Origin of the sequence: Streptomyces sp. NPDC014734 (genome assembly GCF_043083325.1) — a bacterium.
Taxonomy (GTDB): domain Bacteria; phylum Actinomycetota; class Actinomycetes; order Streptomycetales; family Streptomycetaceae; genus Streptomyces.
The window spans coordinates 194,970-212,990 of record NZ_JBIBYN010000013.1 but is presented as its reverse complement, the minus strand read 5'-3'; the positions used below and the strand labels follow the sequence as shown (position 1 = coordinate 212,990).

The window sequence follows — 18,021 nt, the reverse complement described above, 5'->3', positions numbered from 1 at the left end:
GTTCGGGACGACCGGCAGGGTGGTTTCCGTCGTGATGACCGTCGTGAGGACGGTCGTGGTGGCGGGTTCCGTCGGGATGACCGTGACCGGGACCGTGGTCCGCGTCGTGACGACGACCGTGGCGGGTTCCGTGGCCCGCGTCGCGATGATGACCGCGGTCCGCGTCGTGACGATGACCGTGGTGGGTTCCGTGGTCCGCGTCGGGACGACGACCGTCGTGGCGGTGGTGGCTATCGCGGGCAGCGTGACGACCGCGGCGGCTATCGCGGGCGCGACGACAGGGGTGGGTTCGGGCGCCGTGACGACCGTGACCGCGAGCCCATCAAGCGGCTTCCCATTCCCGAGGACGTCACCGGTGACGAGATCGACAAGGAGGTGCGGCAGGAGCTGATGAGCCTGCCGAAGACCCTGGCCGAGGACGTGGCCAGGAACCTCGTGATGGTGGCTCGCCTGATCGATGAGGACCCGGAGCAGGCATACGCGTACTCCAGGATCGCTCTGCGACTGGCCTCGCGAGTCGCCGCCGTGCGTGAGGCGGCCGGATTCGCCGCGTACGCGACGCAGAAGTACTCGGAGGCCCTCGCGGAGTTCCGGGCGGCCAAGCGGATGACCGGTTCCGTCGAACTGTGGCCCGTCATGGCCGACTGCGAGCGCGGACTCGGCAGGCCCGAACGGGCGTTGGCGATGGCCGGCGAGGCCGAGGTGCGGAAGCTGGACAAGGCCGGGCAGGTCGAAATGCGCCTGGTGGCCGCGGGGGCTCGGCGGGACATGGGGCAGCTCGATGCCGCCATCGTCACGCTGCAGAGTTCCGAGCTCGCCTCGAACGCCGTGCACGCGTGGACGCCGCGACTGCGGTACGCGTACGCCGACGCATTGCTGGCGGCAGGGCGCGAGGACGAGGCGCGCGAGTGGTTCGGCAAGGCCCTGGAGGCCGACAAGGACGGCGTCACGGACGCGTCGGACCGGCTCGCGGAGCTGGACGGGGTCGAGTTCGTGGACGCCTTCGTCGAGGACGAGAGCGACGAGGGAACGGCCGACGACGAGCGCGCCGCCCGGACCGAGCGCGAGGACACGGGTGAGGAAACGCGCGAGGACACGGGTGAGGACCGGCCGTCCGAGGCGTAGTACATGAAGGAAAGAGGGGCGGCACTCCGTAGCGGGTGCCGCCCCTCTTTCGCGTTTCGTGCCGCCGGTCAGTCGAGGGCGAGGCTTCGCAGCACCAGCCCGGAGGCAGGTTTGGGGCCGAAGGAGGTCGACTTGCGGGGCATGGTGACACCCTGCCGGGCGAGACCGCGGACGACCTCCTCGCGTACCGGATGCATCAGGACCGCCGTCGCGTCGTGACGTTCGGCCTGTTCCACCGCGGCCGCGGCGTCGTGGATGTACGCGATGTGTTCCGGGGCGTCCGGGATGCGCCAGACCCGGTCCAGGAGAGCCGCGTGCAGGACCGTGGCGTCGAGGGACTGCCAGGAGGCCGGGCGGTCGGTGGGGACCGCGTCGTGCAACAGGGCGGAGTCGGGGCGGTCGACGAGATGGAAGCCGCCGTCGCCCGCGAGCAGGAAGGCATTGCCCTCGGCCGTCGCCTCGGCGAGCGCGTCCAGGGCCCCGGGGAGCGGGCCGTCGATGGCGCGGACGCGGAAGAGACCGTTCAGCGCGTCGAGCGCGCCGGCGACGGGGAGGCGGTGCAGCAGCCGATGGATGGCGCGGACCCGGAGCGGGTAGCGGGCCGTGTCGACGAGCAGGACCAGGCCGAAGTCCCAGGGGCCCGGTGCGGTTTGCTCCCGTTGGAGGCGCAGGTAGGTGGCCCAGCGGTGATGGCCGTCGGCGATCAGAGCCTGGTGGTGGGTGAGACCCGCCTCGATCTCGGAACGCTCGGCCGGATCGGTGACCGCCCAGAGCCGGTGGTGGAAGCCGTCCTCGGTGGTCGTGGCGAGAAGGGGCGGGCGGTCGACGGTGCGCTCGACGACGGCGGTGGCACCCGAGGCGGTGCCGTCGCCGCGATAGGTGAGCAGCAGCGGTTCGAGGTGGGCCGCGGTGCTGCGCATGAGATCGGCCCGGTCCTCGACGACGTGTGTCATCACGTCCTCGTGCGGCAGCACGATGCCGTCGGCGGGGGAGGAGAGCTCCAGCGCGCCGATGACGCCACGTTGCAGGATCTCGTCGTTCCGCTGCTCGTAGACGTAGAGCATGGGCTCGGGATCGGGGGCGAGGACGCCCTCGGCCAGCCAGTGGTTCAGGGTCTCGGCGGCCTGTTTGTGACGGGCCGCGGCAGTGTCGGCCTGGGGCAGGATCAGCCGGACGATGTTGTGCGGGTCCGCCGACTCCAGGTGGTGCAGCCCGTCGGGGCGCACGACGACGTCGTACGGCGGTGACGTCACCGCGGCGAGGCTGCCGACCCGCTCGGGGACGTAGCGCAGCCCGCGGAACGGGACCAGACGCAGTCCCCGGCCGGCCGACCCTGGTGTGTTCATCCCTGCATCGTATGTGCGCGGCGGGGATACGCGATGATCGGGACAGAATCATGGATCGAGGAGCGCACAGAATGAGTCAGGCGAGCAGGACCAGGCCGAGCGGCAGCGGCACCGTGCTGCGCGAGGCGTACGACACGGCGCTGCTGGATCTCGACGGGGTGGTGTACGCGGGCGGTCACGCCATCGCTCACGCCGTCGACTCCCTGGGCGCGGCGAGGGCCGGTGGGATGCACCTCGCGTACGTGACGAACAACGCCCTGCGTACTCCGGCCGCGGTCGCCGAGCACCTGACCGGACTCGGAATCCCGGCCGAACCGGCCGATGTGATCACCTCCGCACAGGCGGTGGCCCGGTTGATGGCGGATCAACTGCCCTCCGGTGCGCGCGTACTGGTGGTGGGCGGCGAGGGGCTGCGTGTCGCGCTGCGGGAACGGGGTCTGGTACCGGTGGAGTCGGCGGACGACGAACCGGCAGCGGTGGCGCAGGGATACGGCGGGCCCGACATGGCGTGGGGGCGGTTCGCGGAGGCCGCGTACGCGATCGCGCGCGGGGTGCCGTGGTTCGCGTCCAACACCGACCTGACGATTCCGAGCGCCCGCGGGATCGCGCCGGGCAACGGCGCGGCGGTGGAGGTCGTACGCATCGCGACCGGGGCGGAGCCGCAGGTGGCGGGGAAGCCGCTGCCGCCGATGCACCGGGAGACGGTGCTGCGGACGGGGGCCGAGCGGCCGTTGGTCGTCGGGGACCGGCTGGACACGGACATCGAGGGCGCGTTCAACGGAGACGTGGACTCGCTGCTGGTGCTCACCGGGGTGACGGACGCGGCCCGGCTGCTGGCCGCCGCGCCCGAGCACCGGCCGACCTATGTCGACGCCGACCTGCGGGGGCTGCTGACCGGGCAGCCCGAGGTGACACGGGCCGCGGACCGGTTCGCCTGCGGGGGCTGGAACGCCTCGGCGCGTGGCGGCCGGCTGGTGCTGGAGGGGGACGGAGACGCGCTCGACGGGCTCCGGGCGCTCTGCGGTGCTGCCTGGTCGAACGCGGGGGACGGCACGTGCGGACTGGACGCGGGAAAGGCGATCGCCCGGCTCGGGCTGTAGTGGACGACTCCCCGGAGATTCAGTGGCAAAAAGGGTAGGCTAACCTAACTTTGTTCTGTCCGGTGTCGCCCGGCCCGGTGTCACTGTGCCGCGGTGTGCCCGTTCGGGCCGGCCGATCCGTGAGGCGGCCGGGGCCGGCTCCGGCCGTCGCCGCGGCATCCGGCCGTCCCACCCGATCACCGCCGACTCCGGGAGTACCCCATGCAGCGCCTCACCGCGGATTCGGTGACCCTCGGCTACGACCAGCGGGTCATCGCGGAGAATCTCTCGGTCGAGATACCCGACAACTCGTTCACGGTGATCGTGGGCCCCAACGCCTGCGGCAAGTCGACCCTGCTGCGCGCGCTCTCCCGGACGCTGAAGCCGTCCGGCGGGCAGGTGCTGCTCGACGGGCGGGCGATCCACGGCATGCCGGCGAAGAAGGTCGCCAGGACCCTGGGGCTGCTGCCGCAGTCCTCCACAGCACCGGACGGCATCACTGTCGCCGATCTCGTAGGACGCGGCCGGTACCCGCACCAGGGGCTGCTGCGCCAGTGGTCGCCCGAGGACGAGCGCATTGTCGAGGAATCGATGGCGGCCACCGGCGTCGAAGCGCTCGCGGATCGCCATGTCGACGAATTGTCCGGCGGGCAGCGGCAGCGGGTGTGGATCGCCATGGCGCTGGCGCAGCAGACACCGCTGCTGCTCCTCGACGAGCCGACGACGTACCTCGACATCCAGCATCAGATCGATGTCCTCGACCTCTGCGCGGAACTGCACGAGACGCAGGGGCGCACGCTGGTGGCCGTTCTGCACGACCTGAACCACGCCGCCCGGTACGCCACCCACCTCATCGCCATGAGGGACGGCGAGGTGATCGCCGAGGGCGCGCCGGGCGATGTCGTCACCGCGGACCTGGTGGAGCGGGTCTTCGGGCTGCGCTGCCAGGTCATCGACGACCCGGAGACCGGCACGCCCCTGGTGGTGCCGGCCGCCCGCGTGCGGCGTCGCGCCGCTACAGCAGCGCCCTGAGCCTCAGCAGATCGCGGAACCCGGCCTCCAGACGGACCCGGCCCGATCCCCACGCCTTCGCGAAGTTCAGCTCGCCGTCCACCATCGCCACCAGGTCGTCCCCGGTCATCGCGAGTCTGATCTCGGCCTTCTCCCGCGGCGGTCCGTCGACCGTGTCCAGGACCTGGATCCGGCCATCCGCCAGCCGACCGGTGAAGGTCATGTCGAGGTCCCTGATGTGGCAGCTCAGCGAGCGGTCGAGAGCGGCCGCGCTGCGCACGTCGCCGTCCGCCCCCGCGAGACTGCCGGAAAGTCTGTCGAGTGCGCTGCGGCACTCAGCCATGGTCGCCATCGTGATCGACGGTACCCCAGCCCTTCGCGGTAGCGTTTCCCGCATGAGCGACTCGACGCCGGGACCCGCAGCGGCGGCCGGAACAGCGCCCGCGGCGGCAGCGGCCGAGGCGGCGACGGATCCGTTCGCCGAGGCCGGGGAAGGGGCCGCCGGGTCCGCACCCGGCCCCGCCGCCCCCGCGCCCCTCGGCATCACCCGCACCCCCACCGGCGACGCCGGGGTCGACGCGCGACTGGAACGTCTCGCGGACGCCGACCACCTTCCGGCGGACGGACACGTCGAGGTGTACGAGGATGTACACCGTGGGCTGCGCTCCGTGCTGACCGCGCTGGACGCCGCACCCGCACCCGCACCGGTACCCGCACCGATGCCTTCGTACGACCACAGGAGCTGAACCGAACGTGGCAGGAGTGGCACGTCGCCGCCTCGACGCCGAACTGGTACGCCGTGAACTCGCCCGCTCGCGCGAGCACGCGAGCCAGCTGATCGCCGCGGGGCGGGTGACCGTCGGGGGCAACGTCGCGACCAAACCCGCCACCCAGGTCGAGACCAGCGCGGCCGTCGTCGTGACCAAGGACGACAGCGACCCCGAGTACGTCTCGCGCGGCGGGCACAAGCTCGCGGGCGCCCTTGCCGCCTTCGTGCCCCTCGGACTGGAGGTCGAGGGGCGGCGGGCGCTGGACGCCGGTGCGTCGACCGGCGGGTTCACCGACGTGCTCCTGCGGGCCGGGGCCGGGCATGTCGTCGCCGTCGACGTCGGCTACGGACAACTCGCCTGGTCGCTGCAGTCCGACGACCGGGTCACCGTCAAGGACCGCACCAACGTCCGGGAGCTGACGCCGGAAGACATCGACGGCAAGCCGGTGGACCTGGTCGTCGGGGATCTGTCGTTCATCCCGCTGGGCCTCGTCCTGCCCGCCCTGGCACGTTGCGCCGCCCCCGACGCGGACCTCGTCCTGATGGTCAAGCCGCAGTTCGAGGTCGGCAAGGAACGCCTCGGCACCGGGGGCGTGGTACGGAGCCCCGAACTGCGGGCGCAGGCGGTGCGGGAGGTGGCACGCCGGGCATGGGAACTGGGCCTCGGCGTGCGGGGGGTGACCGCGAGCCCGCTGCCCGGACCCGCGGGAAACGTCGAGTACTTTCTGTGGCTGCGGGCCGGAGCACCTGAGCTGGACCCCGCGGATGTCGACCGTGCAGTGGCGGAGGGGCCTCGTTGACGACGAATGCGGCACGAACTGTCTTTCTTCTGGCACACACCGGCCGCCCGGCCGCGATCCGCAGCGCCGAACTCGTCGTACAGGGGCTGCTGCGCAGCGGCATCGGTGTGCGGGTGCTCGCCATGGAGGCCCCCGATCTGCCGCTGCCGCCGTCCGTCGAGACGGTCACCGACACCACCCCCGGCGCCGCGGACGGCTGTGAACTGCTGATCGTCCTCGGCGGGGACGGGACACTGCTGCGCGGCGCCGAACTGTCCCGCGCCTCCGGGGTACCGATGCTCGGCGTCAACCTCGGGCGGGTCGGATTTCTCGCCGAGGCGGAGCGCGACGACCTGGACAAGGTGGTCGACCGGGTCGTCACCCGGGAGTACCAGGTCGAGGAACGCATGACCCTCGACGTCGTCGTGCGCAGCAACGGTGACGTCGTGCACACCGACTGGGCGCTCAACGAGGCGGCCGTGCAGAAGGTGTCGCCCGAGCGGATGCTGGAAGTGGTCCTGGAGATCGACGGCCGGCCGGTGACCGGCTTCGGCTGCGACGGGATCGTCTGCGCGACTCCGACCGGATCGACCGCCTACGCCTTCTCGGCGGGCGGGCCGGTCGTCTGGCCGGAGGTCGAGGCGCTGCTCATGGTGCCGATCAGCGCCCACGCGCTCTTCGCCAAGCCGCTGGTGACGTCTCCGTCCTCGGTGCTGGCCGTCGAGGTCCAGCAGCACGCCCCGCACGGGGTGCTGTGGTGCGACGGACGACGGACCGTGGAGCTGCCCGCGGGCGCGCGGGTCGAGGTGCGGCGCGGCGCGGTTCCGGTACGGCTGGCGCGGCTGCACCACGCCTCGTTCACCGACCGCCTGGTGGCGAAATTCGCCCTTCCCGTCTCGGGGTGGCGAGGCGCCCCGCACTGACCGGCGGACACTCCCCGGGGCGGGGTACGGAACGCTCCGGAAGTGCGCGTGGCAGGGTCCGGCCGCCCGGTCGGAGGTCACCCGCCACGCCCACGGGTGCACACGGGAGAGTGAACCGCGGGGGCGGGGCCCTTCGCGCATCGGGGCCCGGACCTCGTAAGGTCATGTCCGTGTTGGAGGAGATGCGGATACGGTCGCTCGGAGTCATCGACGACGCTGTGGTGGAGCTGTCACCCGGTTTCACCGCGGTGACCGGTGAGACCGGCGCGGGCAAGACCATGGTCGTCACCAGTCTGGGACTGCTGCTCGGCGGGCGTGCCGATCCCGCCCTGGTGCGGATCGGCTCCAGGGCCGCCGTCGTCGAGGGACGGATCACGGTGTCCCCGGGCGACGCCGTGGCGGCACGTGCCGAGGAGGCCGGGGCCGAGTTCGACGACGGCGCGCTGCTGATCAGCCGTACCGTTTCCGCGGAGGGACGTTCCCGGGCGCATCTCGGCGGCAGATCCGTACCGGTCGGAGTGCTCGCCGAACTCGCCGACGAACTCGTCGCCGTGCACGGCCAGACCGACCAGCAGGGCCTGCTCAAACCGGCCCGGCAGCGGCAGGCCCTGGACCGGTACGCGGGCGAGGGTGTCGCCGGGCCGCTGGCCGCGTACACCGTCGCGTACCGGCGGCTGCGGGCCGTGCTGACCGAGCTCGACGAGCTCACCACCCGGGCCCGCGAGCGTGCCCAGGAGGCGGATCTGCTGCGTTTCGGCCTCGGCGAGATCGCCGCGGTCGAGCCGCGCGCGGGTGAGGCCGATGAGCTGGCCGCCGAGGCGGAGCGCCTCGGGCACGCCGAGGCGCTCGCCTCGGCCGCGTCCCTCGCGCACACCGCGCTGGCGGGCAACCCCGAGGACCCGGAGGGCATCGACGCGACGACCGTGGTCGCGGCCGCCGGGCGGGCGCTGGACGCCGTGCGGGCCCATGACCCGGCACTGGCCCAGCTCGCCGACCGGATCGGTGAGATCTCGATCCTGTTGTCCGACGTGGCGGGCGAACTCGCCGGGTACGCGGACCAGTTGGACGCCGACCCGCTGCGGCTCGCCGCGGTGGAGGAGCGGCGCGCCGCGCTCACCGCGCTCACCCGCAAGTACGGCGAGGACATCGATGCCGTGCTCGTCTGGGCCGAGGACGGGACCGACCGGCTCGCCGAGCTGGAGGGCGACGACGACCGGATCGGTGAACTGACCGCCGAGCGCGACGCGTTGCGCGCCGAGCTCTCCGGCCTGGGGCAGGCGCTGACCGACGCGCGGACCGGGGCGGCGGAGCGTTTCGCCGGGGCGGTGACCGAGGAGCTCGCCTCCCTCGCCATGCCGCACGCCCGGGTCTCGTTCGACATCCGGCAGACCGAGGCGTCCGACGAAGGGTCCGGAATCGACATCGGCGGACGCAGTGTGGTCTGCGGGCCGTCCGGCGCCGACGAGGTGGAGCTCCTGCTCGCCCCGCATCCCGGCGCCCAGCCGCGGCCGATCGCCAAGGGGGCCTCGGGGGGTGAGCTGTCCCGGGTGATGCTCGCCGTCGAGGTGGTCTTCGCCGGCTCCGACCCCGTGCCGACGTACCTCTTCGACGAGGTCGACGCGGGCGTCGGCGGCAAGGCCGCCGTCGAGGTCGGGCGGCGGCTGGCGAAGCTGGCCAGGTCCGCACAGGTCGTCGTCGTCACGCACCTGCCGCAGGTGGCGGCCTTCGCGGACCGGCAGCTGCTGGTCGAGAAGACGGTCGACGGGGCGGTGACGAGCAGTGGCGTCACGGTCCTGGAGGGCGAGGACCGGGTGCGCGAGCTCTCCCGGATGCTCGCGGGCCAGGAGGACTCCCAGACGGCACGCGCCCACGCGGAGGAACTGCTGGCCGCGGCGCGGGCGGACGGGTAGCGCGGCGCGTGCCGCGGCGCCGGTCCGGTGATTGCCCCACCGGACCGGACGCCGGACCGGTGCCGCGGGGCGCTGCGTAGTCTGGTCCGCATGGGAACAGCGGACAGTCCTGGGGCCATGGTGTCCGGCGCCGTCGCGGCCGTCGTCGCCTCGGGCGTCTACCGGGCACTGCGTGCCGGGCCGCGTGGACGAGGGCGGCGGACCAACTACGCGGGCCGCACCGTCGATCTCTGCGCGGGACCGGCCTGCGCGCTCGGCGCGGTGGCCGGAGCGGCCGTCCTCCCGCTGCCCGCCCGTACCCGGTGTGCCGCGGCGCTCGCGGTGCTGGCGGCGGGCGGCTGCGGCCTGTACGACGACTTCGCCGGTGCCGACGACCCGCGCCGGGGGTTCCGCGCCCACCTCGGCGCGCTCCGGGACGGCGAGGTGACCAGCGGCGCGGTCAAACTCCTCGGCATCGGGGCCGCCGGGCTCGCGGCGGGCGCGATGATCCGGAAGCACCCCGTCGACCGGCTCCTGGCCGGCATCGTGATCGCCGGAACCGCACACCTCGTCAATCTGGTGGACGTCAGGCCCGCCGCGGCCACCGTCACCGTGCTCGCGCTCGGCGTTCCGGGGCTGCCGGGGGGCGGTACCGCGGCCGGGCTCAGTGCCGCGCCGATGGGCGCCGCGGCCGCGCTCGCCGCCGACGACCTGGCGGAGCGCACCATGATCGGGGACACCGGAGCACATGCCCTGGGCGCGGCACTCGGTGTCGCCGCCGCCGTGGGACGTGGCCGGGCCGGGCTCGCCGCCCATGCGGCGGGGCTCGTGGCCGCCGCGGTGCACGGGGACCGGGTCAGCCGGCTCGCCCGGTCGCTGTCCGGCCGCTGACAGGTCCGCCAGGGGCGGCCGGGGCGGCCGGGGCGGCGACACGGCAATGCCACGCCACTTCCTCACCCGTGCGGGTGGTGCGCCGCGGCCGGTTGCTGAGGTGCGCGCCGGGACGGCGGTCCGCCGGTGCCGGAACGTGCGTACGGACTGGCATCCTTGGCGGTGCCATTACCGCCGACTCGGGAGCCCCGGGAGCCATTCAACGTGTCACAGCTGCGTACGGTCCACGTCCTGGGCGGCGGCAGCGCGGGCAGCAGCGCCCACGTGAGTTCGCTCGCCGCGGGGCTGGTGGCGAGGGGCGTGCACGTCACCGTGTGCGCCCCGGCCGAACTGGACCGCGCCCACGACTTCTCCGGTGCGGGCGCCTGCTTCGCTCCCGTGCCGCGGCGGAGCGACCCCGTCGCGCTCGCCGCCCTGCGTTCGGCCTGCGCGGCGGCGGACGTGGTCCACGCGCACGGTCCGCACGCCGCCCTGCGTGCCGCTCTCGCGCTCGGCGGCCGCCGAGTTCCCCTGGTCGTCACCTGGCACGCCCGTGCCGACGGGGAAGGCGCGCGCGGCGGGTTCCTCCGCCTCATGGAGCGAAGGGCCGCCCGCGCGGCGGCAGTTGTGCTCGGCACGACGTCGGAGCTGGTCGACCGGGCCCGGCTCGGAGGAGCGCGCGATGCCCGGCTCGCACCGGTCTGCGCCCCCGTACCGCGCCCGCCCGGAACCGTCGAGGTGGACAAGGTGCGCGCCGAACTCGGCGCCCTGGACAGGCCCTTGATCGTCTCGTGCGGGAGCCTCGTACCGCATCACGGGTACGATCTGCTGCTCGACGCCGCCCAGGTATGGCGGGATCGCGACCCTGCCCCGCTGGTGATCGTCGCGGGGGAGGGGCGGCATCGGGCCGGTCTGCAACGCCGGATCAGGGACGGGGAGTTGCCCGTCCGGCTCGTCGGCGACCGCGATGACATCGATGACCTGCTCGTCGCCGCGGATCTCGCCGTGCTGCCCAGCCGGTGGGAGGCGCGCTCGGTGGCGGTGCAGCGGGCGCTGCGGCTCGGGGTGCCCCTGGTCGCCACGGCTGTCGGAGGAGTGCCGGAGCTCGTGGGGGACGGGGCGGAGCTCGTTCCGTACGGTGACGCCGAGGCGCTCGTGCGGGCGGTGGCAGGACTGCTCGGCGACCCGGGACGGCGCGAACGGCTTGCTGCCGCGGGGCTCGCGCAGGCCGCGAGCTGGCCGACGGAGGACGACACGGTCGCCCAGACGCTGAGCATCTACGACGAGTTGACGCAGCCGTTGGCGACGTCCCGGACGAGGTGAGCGACCCGCCCGCCCGCACCGGCGCGGCGCCGCGGAGCGCCCTCGCCGATGTCACGGGCCGTCGTGAGGGGAGCCGGCCGCCGGTCGGGGGGCGTGGCGGCGGGCCCGCAGGGCCAGGCTCAGGGCCAGGACCGCCTGCGGGTCGTCCAGATCGGTGCCGAGCAACTCACCGATGCGGGCCAGCCGGTTGTACAGGGTCTGACGGTTCAGATGCAGTTCGCGCGCCGTCTCCGCCTTGCGGCCCGCGTGGGCCAGATAGGTCTCCAGCGTCGGCATCAGCGGGGGGCGCGAGGTCCTGTCGTGATCGCGCAGCGGGCCGATCGCCCGGTCGACGAACGCCGCCAGATCGGGGTGGTCCCGCAGCCGCCACAGCAGCAGATCGATGTCCAGGCGCCGGGCGTCGTACCAGGGCCGGTCGCTGAGCCCCTGCGCCGCCGCGGCCGTCTCAGCGGCGTGCCGCAGCCCCGCGCCGACGGCCGCCCAGCCGCCCGGAACCCCCACCACCACGACCGGTGGATGCGCGCCTGCCCGCTCCAGACCGGCCCGCTCGACCCCGGCCCGCAGAGCCGCCGCGACCCGGTCCGCGACCGCCGTGCGCTCCGACTCGGACCGCAGCCCCAGCAGCACCGGAACCCGGCCCTCCACGGGGCGTACCCCCAGCAGTACAGGCACCCCCACCGACGAGAGCTCCTCCAGCACCGCACGCGCCAGCAGCGCCCAGTTCCCCGAGGCGGACAGCTCGGGCGCCAGCCGCATCACCACCGGCAGCAGCGGAGTCCCGCCCGGCTTGAAGCCCAGGACACGGGCCTGCGCCGGCGCGTCCTCCGGAGTGATCCGGCCCTCCGCGAGGTCCGTCAGGAAATCGCCCCGGCCGCGCGCCGCGAGCTCCTCCTCCTGCCGGGCCTGCATCAGCACCACGGCCAGGGTCCCGGCCGCGCGCTCCGCCGCCATCCGGTGCACCGGCACCAGCGGTCCCGACACGGCCAGCAGCACCAGCCTGGCCCGTACCGAACCGCTCCCCGGACCGCCGCCCGGGACGTCCACCAGCACCGAACCGGTGGGCGGCGATTCACGGGCGGCCCGGCCGCCGCGCATGCCGTCCCACACCTGGAGAGGATCGGCGCCGACCGGGCCGGAGCCGGGACCCGCCGCGTACAGCAGTTGGCCGTCCGCCGTCTCCAGGAAGACCGGGTTGGCCGTGAAGTCCGCGAGGATGCCCAGTACCTGGGGCACGCCCCCGCCGCCGAGCAGCGCCTGCGTACACCGCCGGTGCACGTCCTCGGCCTGCCGCAGCAGCGCGTAGTGACCGTTGACGATCTCGGTGTGTATCTCCTCGGTCACCGTCACGAACGGCACCTCGCGGTGCAGCTGCACCAGCGGCAGATTGGCCGCGCGGGCGGCGTCCACGATGGAGGCCGGGAGTCTGCTGAAGCGCGGCCCGAGCTCCACCACCAGCGCGGCGATCCCCCGGTCGGCGAGCCTGCGGACGAATGCCCGCTGCTCGGCGGGGCGGGCGCCGAGCCCCAGGCCGGTGGTCAGCAGCAGTTCGCCGCCCTTGAGCAGCGACGCGATGTTCGGCACCTCGCCCGCGTGCACCCAGCGCACCGTACGGTTCAGCCGGTCCGCACCGGCCACCACCTCCGGGAGGCCGCCGCGCAGCCCCGGCAGCTCAAGGGCCCGCTGCACGGTGATTCCGCCTTGCGTCTCCACTGGCTCTTGCCTCGCGCTTCCACTCGGGTCCGACGGGCGGTCGCCCCGGGCCGTGTCCGAACAATTCCGTGCGGGGCGGGCGCCGCCCCGCACGGGCCCTCGCCGCGTTGCCGGAAAGTCCTGGTGGCTCCCGCTGCAAGGACTTCCCGGCGCCTTGCGGCGCACCGCACAGGACGACGCCCGCCGATCCACGCGGAATTGTCGGACACGTCCTCATCCAGGACGGTACCGGTCCCGGACCCGCGAGGGGCGGCCGGGGAGAAACGGCTGCGCTCCGCCGGGCGGGCGCTCGGGTGCCGGTCCGGGGCCGGCCGGGGGAGGGGCGGGCTCCCGTGTCCGCGCACGGCGCGCCCGCCCCTCCCCGGGATCAGCCGACGTACGCCCCGCTGGCCGTCAGCCGCAGCGCCGTGTCGATCAGCGGGACGTGGCTGAACGCCTGGGGGAAGTTGCCCACCTGGCGCTGGAGCCGGGAATCCCACTCCTCCGCGAGCAGCCCCAGATCGTTGCGCAGGGACAGCAGACGCTCGAAGAGCTGACGCGCCTCGTCGACCCGGCCGATCATCGCCAGGTCGTCCGCCAGCCAGAACGAGCAGGCCAGGAACGCGCCCTCGTCGCCCTCCAGGCCGTCGACACCCGCGTCCTCGCCCTGGGTGGGGTAGCGCAGCACGAAACCGTCCTCGGTGGACAGTTCGCGCTGGATCGCCTCGATCGTGCCGATCACGCGCTTGTCGTCCGGCGGCAGGAAGCCCATCTGGGGGATGAGCAGGAGGGAGGCGTCGAGCTCCCGCGAGCCGTAGGACTGCGTGAACGTGTTGCGTTCCTCGTCGTAGCCCCGCTCGCAGACGTCACGGTGGATCTCGTCGCGCAGCTCGCGCAGGCGTTCCACCGGGCCCTCCGCGTCGCCGGACTCGATCAGCTTGATGGTGCGGTCGACGGCGACCCAGGCCATCACCTTGGAGTGGACGAAGTGACGGCGCGGGCCGCGCACCTCCCAGATGCCCTCGTCCGGCTCGTTCCAGTGCTTCTCCAGGTACTCGATCAGCTTGAGCTGGAGGCCCGTCGCGTAGTCGTTGCGGGTCAGACCGGTCATGTGCGCGAGATGCAGCGCCTCGGTGACCTCGCCGTACACGTCGAGCTGGAGCTGGCCCGCGGCGCCGTTCCCGACCCGGACCGGGGCGGAGTTCTCATAGCCGGGCAGCCAGTCCAGCTCTGCCTCGCCCAGCTCGCGCTCGCCCGCGATGCCGTACATGATCTGGAGGTTCTCCGGATCCCCGGCGACGGCCCGCAGGAGCCACTCGCGCCAGGCGCGGGCCTCTTCGCGGTAGCCGGTGCGCAGCAGCGAGGACAGGGTGATCGCGGCGTCGCGCAGCCAGGTGTAGCGGTAGTCCCAGTTCCGGGAGCCGCCGATGTCCTCGGGGAGCGAGGTGGTCGGCGCGGCGACGATGCCGCCGGTCGGCGCGTAGGTCAGGGCCTTGAGGACGATGAGCGAACGGACCACGGCCTCCCGGTAGGGCCCGTGGTAGGTGCACTGGTCCACCCACTCCCGCCAGAACTCCGCGGTCGCGTCCAGCGAGCCCTCGGGATCGGGCAGGGCCGGCGGCTCGTGGTGCGAGGGCTGCCAGCTGATCGTGAACGTGATCCGGTCACCCGGCGCGACCGTGAAATCGGAGTACGTCGTCAGGTTCTCGCCGTACGTGTCGACGGGGGAGTCGTGCCAGACCGAGTCCGGCCCGGCGACGGCGACCGTACGGCCGTCGACCTTGTGCACCCACGGTGTGACGCGCCCGTAGCTGAACCGCATCCGCAGTTCGGAGCGCATCGGCACCCGGCCGCTGATCCCCTCCACGATCCGGATCACCTGGGGTGCGCCGTCGCGCGGCGGCATGAAATCGGTCACTCTGACCGTTCCGCGTGATGTGTCCCACTCCGATTCCAGGATGAGGGAATCGCCCCGGTAGCGGCGGCGGTCGGCGGACGGCGGCTGTTCCCCGTCCTCCCGCTCCGGCCCCAGGCGCCAGAACCCGTGTTCCTCGGTACCCAGCAGTCCCGCGAAAACGGCGTGAGAATCGAAGCGGGGAAGGCACAGCCAGTCCACTGTGCCGTCCCGGCAGACCAGGGCGGCGGTCTGCATGTCTCCGATGAGTGCGTAATCCTCGATGCGCCCGGCCACGTGCATCTCCAGTCGAACGGCCTTGTCGCCCCGTAGGGCATTACTGCGGGTCAGGAGGTCGTCGCAAGGGGTTGTTGTGGGGGAAACCCGCCGACTCGGTACCTCGCCCGGAGCGAGTGTCCGAGCAGGATACGACGCACCCGGGTGATCTGCGCGACGGTCTTGACAAGCGCCTGAGCCGAACGGGTGCGGCGTGCGCGGCCCGTGACGATCGTGTGCGGTGAATGTGGATGATCTTGTGCGGCGGCGGGTGCGGGATACGGCCGGGAGCAGGCCCTCCTCGGCGCTGATACCCTGGTAGCCCGTGGACCGGTGGTCGTCGGCGAGAGCGGACGAGGCCCCCGAACCGCAGCGACGGCACCGCCGGAATCTCCGGTCGGCAATGCCGGCACGCCCCTCACGATCGCGACCACGGGAGCCCCCTTTGGCTATGCAGCCCACATCCACGACGACCAAGCACATCTTCGTCACCGGGGGTGTCGCCTCTTCCCTCGGCAAGGGTCTGACTGCCTCCAGCCTCGGCGCCCTTCTCAAGGCGCGCGGTCTCCGGGTCACCATGCAGAAGCTCGACCCGTACCTGAACGTCGACCCGGGCACGATGAACCCGTTCCAGCACGGCGAGGTGTTCGTCACCAACGACGGCGCCGAGACGGACCTGGACATCGGCCACTACGAGCGGTTCCTCGACGTCGACCTCGACGGTTCCGCCAACGTCACCACCGGCCAGGTCTACTCGCAGGTGATCGCCAAGGAGCGGCGCGGCGAGTACCTCGGCGACACCGTGCAGGTCATCCCGCACATCACCAACGAGATCAAGCACCGCATCCGCCGCATGGCCACCGACGACGTCGACGTCGTGATCACCGAGGTCGGCGGCACGGTCGGCGACATCGAGTCGCTGCCGTTCCTGGAGACCGTCCGCCAGGTCCGCCACGAGGTCGGCCGGGACAACGTCTTCGTCGTGCACATCTCGCTGCTCCCGTACATCGGCCCCTCCGGCGAGCTCAAGACCAAGCCGACCCAGCACTCCGTCGCCGCGCTGCGCAACATCGGCATCCAGCCCGACGCGATCGTGCTGCGCGCCGACCGCGACGTGCCGACCGCGATCAAGCGCAAGATCTCGCTGATGTGCGACGTCGACGAGGCCGCCGTGGTGGCCTGCGTGGACGCCAAGTCGATCTACGACATCCCGAAGGTGCTGCACACCGAGGGCCTGGACGCCTATGTCGTGCGCAAGCTCGACCTGCCGTTCCGGGACGTCGACTGGACCACGTGGGACGACCTGCTGGACCGCGTCCACAACCCCGACCACGAGGTCACCGTGGCGCTCGTCGGCAAGTACATCGACCTGCCCGACGCCTACCTGTCCGTCACCGAGGCGATCCGGGCCGGCGGTTTCGCCAACAGGGCCCGGGTCAAGGTCGAGTGGGTCGCCTCCGACGACTGCAAGACCCCGGCGGGCGCCGCGGAGCAGCTGGCCGGCGTCGACGCGATCTGCGTCCCCGGCGGCTTCGGCGACCGCGGTGTCGACGGCAAGATCGGCGCGATCCGGTACGCCCGTGAGCACAAGGTGCCGCTGCTCGGCCTCTGCCTCGGCCTCCAGTGCATCGTGATCGAGGCGGCGCGCAGCCTCGCCGAGATCCCCGACGCCAACTCCACCGAGTTCGACCCGGCCACCGCGCACCCCGTCATCTCGACGATGGAGGAGCAGCTCGCCTACGTCGAGGGCGCCGGCGACCTGGGCGGCACCATGCGGCTCGGCCTGTACCCGGCGAAGCTCGCCGAGGGCTCGCTGGTCCGCGAGGCGTACGACGACCAGCCGTATGTGGAGGAGCGTCACCGCCACCGCTACGAGGTCAACAACGCCTACCGTGCCGAGCTGGAGAAGAAGGCCGGACTGGTCTTCTCCGGCACCTCCCCCGACAACAAGCTCGTCGAGTACGTCGAGTACCCGCGCGAGATCCACCCGTACCTGGTCGCCACCCAGGCCCACCCGGAGCTGCGCTCCCGTCCGACCCGCCCGCACCCGCTCTTCGCCGGCCTGGTGAAGGCGGCCGTCGAGCGCAGGACGGGCACCGCGGCCGGGAGCGGGAAGACCGCGGCCTCCGGCAAGTAGTACGGCGCCACGCAGGCATTACCGTTGACCGGGGCACGGGTCCGAGGAGGACACGTGCCCCGGTTTCCGGTTTTCTCGTGGAAGGACGCAGATGGGTTTTCAGGACACCCCCGAGGAGTGGCAGGTCACCGCGACCGAGACGCCCTTCACCGGCAACAAGACCAGCGTCCGCACCGACGAGGTGGTGATGCCCGACGGCACGGTCGCGCGCCGTGACTACCAGGTCCACCCCGGATCGGTCGCCGTGCTCGCCCTCGACGAGGAGGACCGGGTCCTGGTGCTGCGGCAGTACCGCCACCCGGTGCGCCACAAACTCTGGGAGATCCCGGCCGGACTGCTCGACGTCCCCGGCGAGAACCCGCTGCACGCCGCCCAGCGCGAGCTCTACGAGGAGGCGTACGTCAAGGCCGAGAACTGGCGGGTGCTGACCGACGTCTACACCACACCGGGCGGCTGCGACGAAGCCGTACGGATCTTCCTCGCCCGCAACCTCTCCGAGGCGGACGGGGAGCGTTTCGAGGTCTCCGAGGAGGAGGCCGACATGGAGGTGGCCCGGGTGCCGTTGCGGGAGCTCGTGCGGGGCGTGCTCGCCGGGGACCTGCACAACAACTGCCTCGTGGTGGGTGTCCTCTCGCTCGCCGCGGTGCTCGCCGGGGACGGGGTCGACTCGTTGCGTCCGGCCGAGGCGCCGTGGCCGGCCCGTCCGTTCGAGGCCTGACGGCCCGCGGAGACCGCCGCGGCCGGGACGGTGCGCGTGCCCCGGTCCGGCCCCACGGGGCCGTCCGGGGCCGGACCGCCCGTCCGGTCGTGCGGAAGCGCGTGCGAGGCGGGCGGTCCGTGCCGGGACGGTGACATCGGTGGCCACCCCTCCGCCGGGTGCCGCGGGGTTAGGCCGTGTCTGACAATTCCAC

16 protein-coding genes are annotated in these 18,021 nt (G+C 72.8%); 12 read left to right on the top strand and 4 right to left on the bottom strand.

All coding sequences use genetic code 11. The annotated features are described in order from the left end of the window. Positions 1-31: 31 nt before the first annotated feature. Complete coding sequence (locus ACF1CT_RS21925) at positions 32-391, top strand: hypothetical protein (protein ID WP_391785584.1); 360 nt, start codon at positions 32-34, stop codon at positions 389-391. Then, entirely contained in the window at positions 391-1,125 is a 735-nt protein-coding gene (locus tag ACF1CT_RS21920; RefSeq protein WP_391785583.1) for a hypothetical protein, read from the top strand. Before ACF1CT_RS21925 ends, ACF1CT_RS21920 begins: the two co-directional genes overlap by 1 nt. Positions 1,126-1,193: 68 nt before the next feature. On the opposite strand, the gene ACF1CT_RS21915 is transcribed toward ACF1CT_RS21920, so the two are convergent. Continuing rightward, entirely contained in the window at positions 1,194-2,471 is a 1,278-nt protein-coding gene (locus ACF1CT_RS21915) for a DUF1015 family protein (RefSeq protein ID WP_391785582.1), read from the bottom strand. 71 nt (positions 2,472-2,542) lie between these two features. On the opposite strand from ACF1CT_RS21915, the gene ACF1CT_RS21910 reads away from it, so the two are divergent. Together ACF1CT_RS21910 and ACF1CT_RS21905 are read left to right on the top strand one after the other, a co-directional pair. After that, the gene (locus ACF1CT_RS21910; RefSeq protein WP_391785581.1) at positions 2,543-3,571 is read left to right on the top strand and encodes an HAD hydrolase-like protein; all 1,029 of its coding nucleotides are present in this window, start codon (positions 2,543-2,545) and stop codon (positions 3,569-3,571) included. 201 nt (positions 3,572-3,772) lie between these two features. After that, the gene (locus tag ACF1CT_RS21905; protein WP_391785580.1) at positions 3,773-4,582 is read left to right on the top strand and encodes an ABC transporter ATP-binding protein; all 810 of its coding nucleotides are present in this window, start codon (positions 3,773-3,775) and stop codon (positions 4,580-4,582) included. On the opposite strand, the gene ACF1CT_RS21900 is transcribed toward ACF1CT_RS21905, so the two are convergent. Beyond that, complete coding sequence (locus ACF1CT_RS21900; protein WP_391785579.1) at positions 4,566-4,913, bottom strand: SCP2 sterol-binding domain-containing protein; 348 nt, start codon at positions 4,911-4,913, stop codon at positions 4,566-4,568. The genes ACF1CT_RS21905 and ACF1CT_RS21900 overlap by 17 nt on opposite strands. A gap of 43 nt (positions 4,914-4,956) precedes the next feature. Here ACF1CT_RS21900 and ACF1CT_RS21895 point away from each other — a divergent pair, with 43 nt between their 5' ends. From ACF1CT_RS21895 to ACF1CT_RS21870, 6 genes are all read left to right on the top strand, one after another. Beyond that, complete coding sequence (locus ACF1CT_RS21895) at positions 4,957-5,307, top strand: hypothetical protein (RefSeq protein WP_391785578.1); 351 nt, start codon at positions 4,957-4,959, stop codon at positions 5,305-5,307. A 7-nt stretch (positions 5,308-5,314) separates the two neighbouring features. Further along, on the top strand, positions 5,315-6,130 hold the full coding sequence (locus ACF1CT_RS21890; RefSeq protein WP_391785577.1) for a TlyA family RNA methyltransferase: 816 nt from the start codon (positions 5,315-5,317) through the stop codon (positions 6,128-6,130). Beyond that, positions 6,127-7,032: an NAD kinase gene (locus ACF1CT_RS21885; protein WP_391785576.1), complete on the top strand. Its 906-nt coding sequence runs from the start codon at positions 6,127-6,129 to the stop codon at positions 7,030-7,032. The genes ACF1CT_RS21890 and ACF1CT_RS21885 overlap by 4 nt, the downstream gene beginning before the upstream one ends. A 164-nt stretch (positions 7,033-7,196) precedes the next feature. After that, positions 7,197-8,942 carry a DNA repair protein RecN gene (gene recN, locus ACF1CT_RS21880; protein ID WP_391785575.1) on the top strand — a complete coding sequence of 582 codons (1,746 nt, stop codon included), beginning with the start codon at positions 7,197-7,199 and terminating at the stop codon, positions 8,940-8,942. A 90-nt stretch (positions 8,943-9,032) separates the two neighbouring features. After that, complete coding sequence (locus ACF1CT_RS21875; RefSeq protein WP_391785574.1) at positions 9,033-9,812, top strand: hypothetical protein; 780 nt, start codon at positions 9,033-9,035, stop codon at positions 9,810-9,812. Positions 9,813-10,016: 204 nt separating this feature from the next. Then, positions 10,017-11,114, top strand: coding sequence for a glycosyltransferase family 4 protein (locus ACF1CT_RS21870; RefSeq protein WP_391785573.1), 1,098 nt, complete (start codon positions 10,017-10,019; stop codon positions 11,112-11,114). A gap of 51 nt (positions 11,115-11,165) precedes the next feature. On the opposite strand, the gene ACF1CT_RS21865 is transcribed toward ACF1CT_RS21870, so the two are convergent. Next, positions 11,166-12,824 (bottom strand): PucR family transcriptional regulator, encoded by a 1,659-nt coding sequence (locus ACF1CT_RS21865; RefSeq protein ID WP_391785572.1) that lies wholly within the window; start codon positions 12,822-12,824, stop codon positions 11,166-11,168. Between the two features lie 367 nt (positions 12,825-13,191). Beyond that, positions 13,192-14,994 (bottom strand): glycoside hydrolase family 15 protein, encoded by a 1,803-nt coding sequence (locus tag ACF1CT_RS21860; RefSeq protein ID WP_391785571.1) that lies wholly within the window; start codon positions 14,992-14,994, stop codon positions 13,192-13,194. Between the two features lie 430 nt (positions 14,995-15,424). Between ACF1CT_RS21860 and ACF1CT_RS21855 the strand changes: the two genes are divergently transcribed. Together ACF1CT_RS21855 and ACF1CT_RS21850 are read left to right on the top strand one after the other, a co-directional pair. After that, positions 15,425-17,110 (top strand): CTP synthase, encoded by a 1,686-nt coding sequence (locus ACF1CT_RS21855; RefSeq protein ID WP_391785570.1) that lies wholly within the window; start codon positions 15,425-15,427, stop codon positions 17,108-17,110. Between the two features lie 91 nt (positions 17,111-17,201). After that, the gene (locus ACF1CT_RS21850; protein WP_391785569.1) at positions 17,202-17,828 is read left to right on the top strand and encodes an NUDIX domain-containing protein; all 627 of its coding nucleotides are present in this window, start codon (positions 17,202-17,204) and stop codon (positions 17,826-17,828) included. Positions 17,829-18,021: the final 193 nt, after the last annotated feature.

Bases quoted from the DNA above. Each gene is read 5' to 3' on its own strand.
- ACF1CT_RS21855 (WP_391785570.1), top strand. From the start codon at position 15,425: ATGCAGCCCACATCCACGACGACCAAGCACATCTTCGTCACCGGGGGT.
- ACF1CT_RS21850 (WP_391785569.1), top strand. From the start codon at position 17,202: ATGGGTTTTCAGGACACCCCCGAGGAGTGGCAGGTCACCGCGACCGAG.
- recN (WP_391785575.1), top strand. From the start codon at position 7,197: ATGTCCGTGTTGGAGGAGATGCGGATACGGTCGCTCGGAGTCATCGAC.
- ACF1CT_RS21895 (WP_391785578.1), top strand. From the start codon at position 4,957: ATGAGCGACTCGACGCCGGGACCCGCAGCGGCGGCCGGAACAGCGCCC.
- ACF1CT_RS21900 (WP_391785579.1), bottom strand. From the start codon at position 4,913: ATGGCGACCATGGCTGAGTGCCGCAGCGCACTCGACAGACTTTCCGGC.
- ACF1CT_RS21920 (WP_391785583.1), top strand. From the start codon at position 391: ATGAGCCTGCCGAAGACCCTGGCCGAGGACGTGGCCAGGAACCTCGTG.
- ACF1CT_RS21905 (WP_391785580.1), top strand. From the start codon at position 3,773: ATGCAGCGCCTCACCGCGGATTCGGTGACCCTCGGCTACGACCAGCGG.
- ACF1CT_RS21910 (WP_391785581.1), top strand. From the start codon at position 2,543: ATGAGTCAGGCGAGCAGGACCAGGCCGAGCGGCAGCGGCACCGTGCTG.
- ACF1CT_RS21875 (WP_391785574.1), top strand. From the start codon at position 9,033: ATGGGAACAGCGGACAGTCCTGGGGCCATGGTGTCCGGCGCCGTCGCG.
- ACF1CT_RS21915 (WP_391785582.1), bottom strand. From the start codon at position 2,471: ATGAACACACCAGGGTCGGCCGGCCGGGGACTGCGTCTGGTCCCGTTC.